Raw genomic sequence first — 4480 nt, forward strand, 5'->3', positions numbered from 1 at the left:
ACGGGCAGCGGCTCCCAATCGGGCGCGCGACCCTCGGCACGGGCCCGATAGGCGACGTCGAGGTCGGCGAGCAGACGGCCCACCGACCAGCCGTCCGTGGCGATGTGGTGCACCAGGAGCACCAGCACGGCCGGCCCGCCGGACTCATGGAACAGGCCGACACGGAGGGGGAGTTCGTGGGTGACGTCCACGGGGAGCCGGGCGAAGGCCGTCGCCCGGGCCGGTGCGTCGTCAGCGCTGCACTCCTCCGCCTCGACGCGCACCTCGGGCTCGTCGAGGATCTCCTGGTACGGCTCCTCGTCCCTGGCCGGGTACACGGTCCGGAGCACCTCGTGACGCTCCACCAGGTCCCGCACCGCCGCCTTGAGGACGGCCGTGTCGGGCGTCGATCCCAGCCGGAGCACGACGGGCGCGTTGTAGGCCGAGGAGGAGCCCTCGAGCCGGTTGAGGAACCACAGTCGGCGCTGGGCGTAGGACAGGGGGATCACGGTTGCTGCTCCTCGTGGATGGCGGGGGCGGGCGGGTGAGCCGGTGGCAGGGGCCGCGGTGCGGGCGCGGACCGCGGTGTCGGCACGGGACGGGATGCGGGCGCGGACCGCGGTCAGACATCCCGTGCGGCCAGCAGCTCCTCGATGTGGGCGGCCAGGTCGCGCAGCCGCGGGTGGGCGTACACGGCCTTGACCGGCAGTGCCACGGAGAGTTCGGCCCGCACCCGGGAAACCAGCTTGATGGCGAGCAGGGAGTGGCCGCCGAGCTTGAAGAAGTTGTCGTCCGGGCCGATCGACGCGGCGCCGAGCACCTGCGTCCAGACGCGGGCGATCAACTCCTCCGCCCGGCCGTCCAGGCCGTCGTCGTCGAGGCCCTCGGCACGGGTTTCCTCCGGCCCGGTCTCCGTCGGGTTCTCCGGGCGGGTGGGCAGCGCGGACCGGTCGAGCTTGCCGCTGGGCGTGGTCGCGAAGCGGTCCACCGCGACGAACGCGCTCGGCACCATGTAGGAGGGCAGGGCGTCCGACAGGGCCGCACGCAGGGTGGTGGCCTCCCCGCCCCGGTGATAGGCGATCAGGCAGGCGGTGCCGCCGGCGTCCTCGCCGAGGATCACGGCGGCCTCGGCGACGCCGGGCACCCGGGTGAGGGCGGCCTCGATCTCCGGAAGCTCGATGCGGTGTCCGCGCAGCTTGATCTGGCCGTCGGCGCGGCCGAGGTAGACCAGGCTGCCGTCGGGACGGAGCCGGCATCGGTCACCGGTGCGGTACATGCGCCCGCCGGGAGTGGCAGCGGCCCCGGCGAGGTCTGCGACGAAACGCTCTGCCGTCAGACCGGGGCGGCGACGGTAGCCCCGCCCCACGCGCGGACCGGCGAGGTACAGCTCACCGGCCTCCCCCGGTCCGACCGGTGCGAGCTTCTCGTCGAGCAGGCGCATCTCCAGTCCGGGCAGGACGGCGCCGATGTGCGGCTCCCCCGGTCCGTCGATCCAGGCGGCGGTGGAGTCCACCGTGCACTCGGTCGGGCCGTACACGTTCAGCGCGCGCAGCAGACCGGCCTGGTGAGCGGCGGCGAAGCGGTCCCACAGCGCCGGACTGATCGCCTCGCCCCCGACCAGCAGGGTCAGCGGACGGGGGCCGCCGTCCGCCGTCAGCAGGTCGAGCAGCGGTTCGGCGTGCGAAGGGGTGATGTCCAGGTCGGTGAGGGACTTCTCGTCGACGAAGGCGGCGAGCAGGGCCGGGTCACGGCGCGTCTCCTCGTCGATCATGACGAGGGTGTCGCCCCGGCAGAGCCGTATCCACTGTTGCACGGAGGCGTCGAACGACGGGGAGGCGTTCCAGCCGACCCGCCGTCCCTCGCCGCCGGCGGCACCTTCCGATTCCAGCTCCGCGAGGAGGAGGGAGGCGGAGGCGCGTCCGATCTCGACGCCCTTGGGCCGACCGGTGGAACCGGAGGTGTAGATGACGTAGGCCAGCGTGTCCGCACCGACCGGAACGGGCTCGTACGGGGCCGGGGCGCCGTTCGGAGCGCCCGTCAGCTCGGCGACCGTCACCACGCGGGCGCCGGGAGCCGGAGAGCCGGTGGTACCGTCCAGGACCACGAGGTCGGCTCCGGAGTCCTCGACGAGGTAGCGACGGCGGTCGGCGGGCAGCGCCGGATCGACCGGCAGGTAGGCGGCACCCGCGGTGAGGGTGCCGATGATCGCCGTGACCAGGGCGGCGCCTCGCGGCAGGCAGAGGGCGACGACGCTCTCCGGACCGATGCCGAGGGCAGCGAACCGGACGGCGATCGTGGCGGCCTCGGCACGCAGTTCGTCGAAGGTGAGCCGGTGGTCACCGGCGATGACGGCGGTCCGGTCGCCGGGGGCGGTGGCGAGTCGGGCCAACAGGTCAACGGCACCGGTGCCGCGCACGGGGGCCTCGGCGACGGCGACGGCCGGGCTGGCGGAGCGCTCGGGGAGAACGGCGGTCATGGCGGGGCTCACCTTCCGTACAGGGTGGTCGAGGGGGCGGAGGTCGGGGAGCAGTCGGAGAGCCGCACCGGCTCGCCCATGGCGACGAGGATCTTCCGGTCCCCGGTGTACGACTCCCGACCGTGTGCGCAGAGGATGTTGTCGACGAGCATCAGGTCACCGGCCTGCCAGCTCTCCCGGAGCGTGACCGCCTGGTACGCCTCGTTGATCGCGTCCACCTCGGCGTCGGTGAGGGCGGTGCCGTCGCCCAGCCGGGTGTCGAACGGCAGTCCGTCCGCGCCGAACGTGTCGGTGAGGACCTCGCGGACGTCCTCGTCGAGGCTGCGGGCGTTCCAGAAGGCGAAGTGGTTGAACCAGGACTGCTCGCCCGTCACCGGGTGGGTGATGACCGCGGAACGACGCTGCCGGGTGCGCAGCGTGTCCTCGTCGAGCCACTCGTAGCCGATCGCATGGGCGTCGCAGTACTCCTCCGCCCCCGCGGGCTCGTCGGAGGAGAACGCCTTGCGCCAGGGCATGCCCGCCAGGTCGGAGTAGTTGCGGACCAGCAGCCAGCCCGCCTCGGCGAACCGGGCGACCAGTTCCCGCGGCAGCATCGCGAGGGCCTCGCGCATGTCTCCGACGGTGGTCGCACCGCCGGTCTCGGGAGCGGTGACGCAGCCGAAGAGCAGCACCCCGGGGAAGTCGAGGGTGTAACTGTTCTCGTTGTGCAGACGGATCGGTTGGGCGGCGGGCAGGTCCGTGGAGGAGAACACCCCTTCGCCGAAGTCGGTACGGGGGGTGGCCTTCTCCTTGTATCCGGCACGCTGGGCGATCAGCGCGTCGCGGGCCTCGGCGAAGGTCGCCGCGTCCGTCACCGGCAGCCCCCGCAGCATGACCGCACCGTGACGGTGCAGCTCGGCCTGGATGGCGGGGAGTTGGGCGGTCAGCCAGGCAGCGGCCTCCACCATGGAGTCGAAGGCCGGGGTGCGGATGAGGGCCGGCTTGCCGGGCTCCCGGACGGCGGCGACACCCGTGGTGGCCGGGTGCTGGGCGTACGTGGTCATGATGGGTTCCTCGTGTTCCCTCGAAGGAGTCGTCTGCTGACGGAAGATCAGGCGTTGCTGGGGACGGAAGCGTTCAGCGCCTCCAGGACCGGGTTCAGCCGGGCGAAGAAGCCGGGCAGGTCCTGCTGGAAGTAGAAGTGGTCGCCGGTCAGGACCTCGGGCACGATCTGCTGTCCGGCCACCAGGGACCATCCGTCGAGCATGTCGACGGGAACGATCGGATCGACGTCGCCACCGAACACCGCGACCGGGCAGTCGAGCCGTACGTCGGGAGCGGTGCACCGATAGGCGTCGTCGATGGCGAAGTCGGCGCGGATCGACGGCAGAACGATCTCCCGCAGTTCCTCGTCGTCGAGGATGCCGTCGTCGGTGCCACCGCGCTCCTTGATCGCGGCAACCAGCTGGTCGTCGTCGAGCCGCTCCGGATGGACCGGGCACTGATTGGGCAGCACGGGCGCCCGGCAAGCGGACGCGATCAGTCCCCGCGGGGTGCGACCGGTGGCCTGCAGGGTGCGGGTCACCTCGAAGGCGACCAGGGAACCCATGCTGTGTCCGAGCACCACCAGGGCGCCGGTGTCCGCGGGGAGGGCGTCGACCACCGGCAGCGCCAGGTCGTCGACGGACTCGGGCAGATCCTCGCTGAAGCGGGCGCCCCGGCCCGGGTACTGACCGATGAGCAGCCGGACGTCGGCCGGCAGGTGCTCGCGCCAGACGCTGTAGGCGTGTGCATTGCCTCCGGCGTGCGGCAGCACGAGCAACGACAGGCGGTGCGGGAGGTCACCGGGAAGGTCCCAGACGACGTCCTCGGCGGCAGGGGTCGGGAAGGTGGTCATCAGTCGATCCGTTCTGTCGTGTTTGCGGTCTTGGTGGTCGTCTTGCTCGTGGTTCCAGGGGCCTCGCGGTCTCAGGGGCCGTCCCGTGATCCGCGGTGGATCGGCGCGGGGCGTGGGAGGCGGTGCGCCGCAGGGCGGAGGGGCACCCC

At 72.3% G+C, this 4480-nt stretch carries 4 protein-coding genes; all 4 read right to left on the reverse strand.

Translation table 11 applies throughout. The features are described from left to right. A partial coding sequence (locus ACFW2Y_RS34845; protein WP_384887473.1) for a condensation domain-containing protein occupies window positions 1-488 on the reverse strand: 488 nt, incomplete at its 3' end. Window positions 489-601: 113 nt separating this feature from the next. Continuing rightward, window positions 602-2455, reverse strand: coding sequence for an amino acid adenylation domain-containing protein (locus ACFW2Y_RS34850; RefSeq protein WP_384887475.1), 1854 nt, complete (start codon window positions 2453-2455; stop codon window positions 602-604). A gap of 8 nt (window positions 2456-2463) precedes the next feature. Continuing rightward, on the reverse strand, window positions 2464-3498 hold the full coding sequence (locus tag ACFW2Y_RS34855; protein ID WP_384887478.1) for a TauD/TfdA family dioxygenase: 1035 nt from the start codon (window positions 3496-3498) through the stop codon (window positions 2464-2466). A gap of 47 nt (window positions 3499-3545) precedes the next feature. Continuing rightward, window positions 3546-4331 (reverse strand): thioesterase II family protein, encoded by a 786-nt coding sequence (locus ACFW2Y_RS34860; RefSeq protein WP_384887481.1) that lies wholly within the window; start codon window positions 4329-4331, stop codon window positions 3546-3548. Between the last annotated feature and the right edge of the window lie 149 nt (window positions 4332-4480).

This window comes from Streptomyces sp. NPDC058877, assembly GCF_042742855.1.
Taxonomy (GTDB): domain Bacteria; phylum Actinomycetota; class Actinomycetes; order Streptomycetales; family Streptomycetaceae; genus Streptomyces.

Excerpts from the sequence above, each read along its gene's own strand:
- ACFW2Y_RS34850 (WP_384887475.1), bottom strand. The coding sequence starts at position 2,455 with ATGACCGCCGTTCTCCCCGAGCGCTCCGCCAGCCCGGCCGTCGCCGTC.
- ACFW2Y_RS34855 (WP_384887478.1), bottom strand. The coding sequence starts at position 3,498 with ATGACCACGTACGCCCAGCACCCGGCCACCACGGGTGTCGCCGCCGTC.
- ACFW2Y_RS34860 (WP_384887481.1), bottom strand. The coding sequence starts at position 4,331 with ATGACCACCTTCCCGACCCCTGCCGCCGAGGACGTCGTCTGGGACCTT.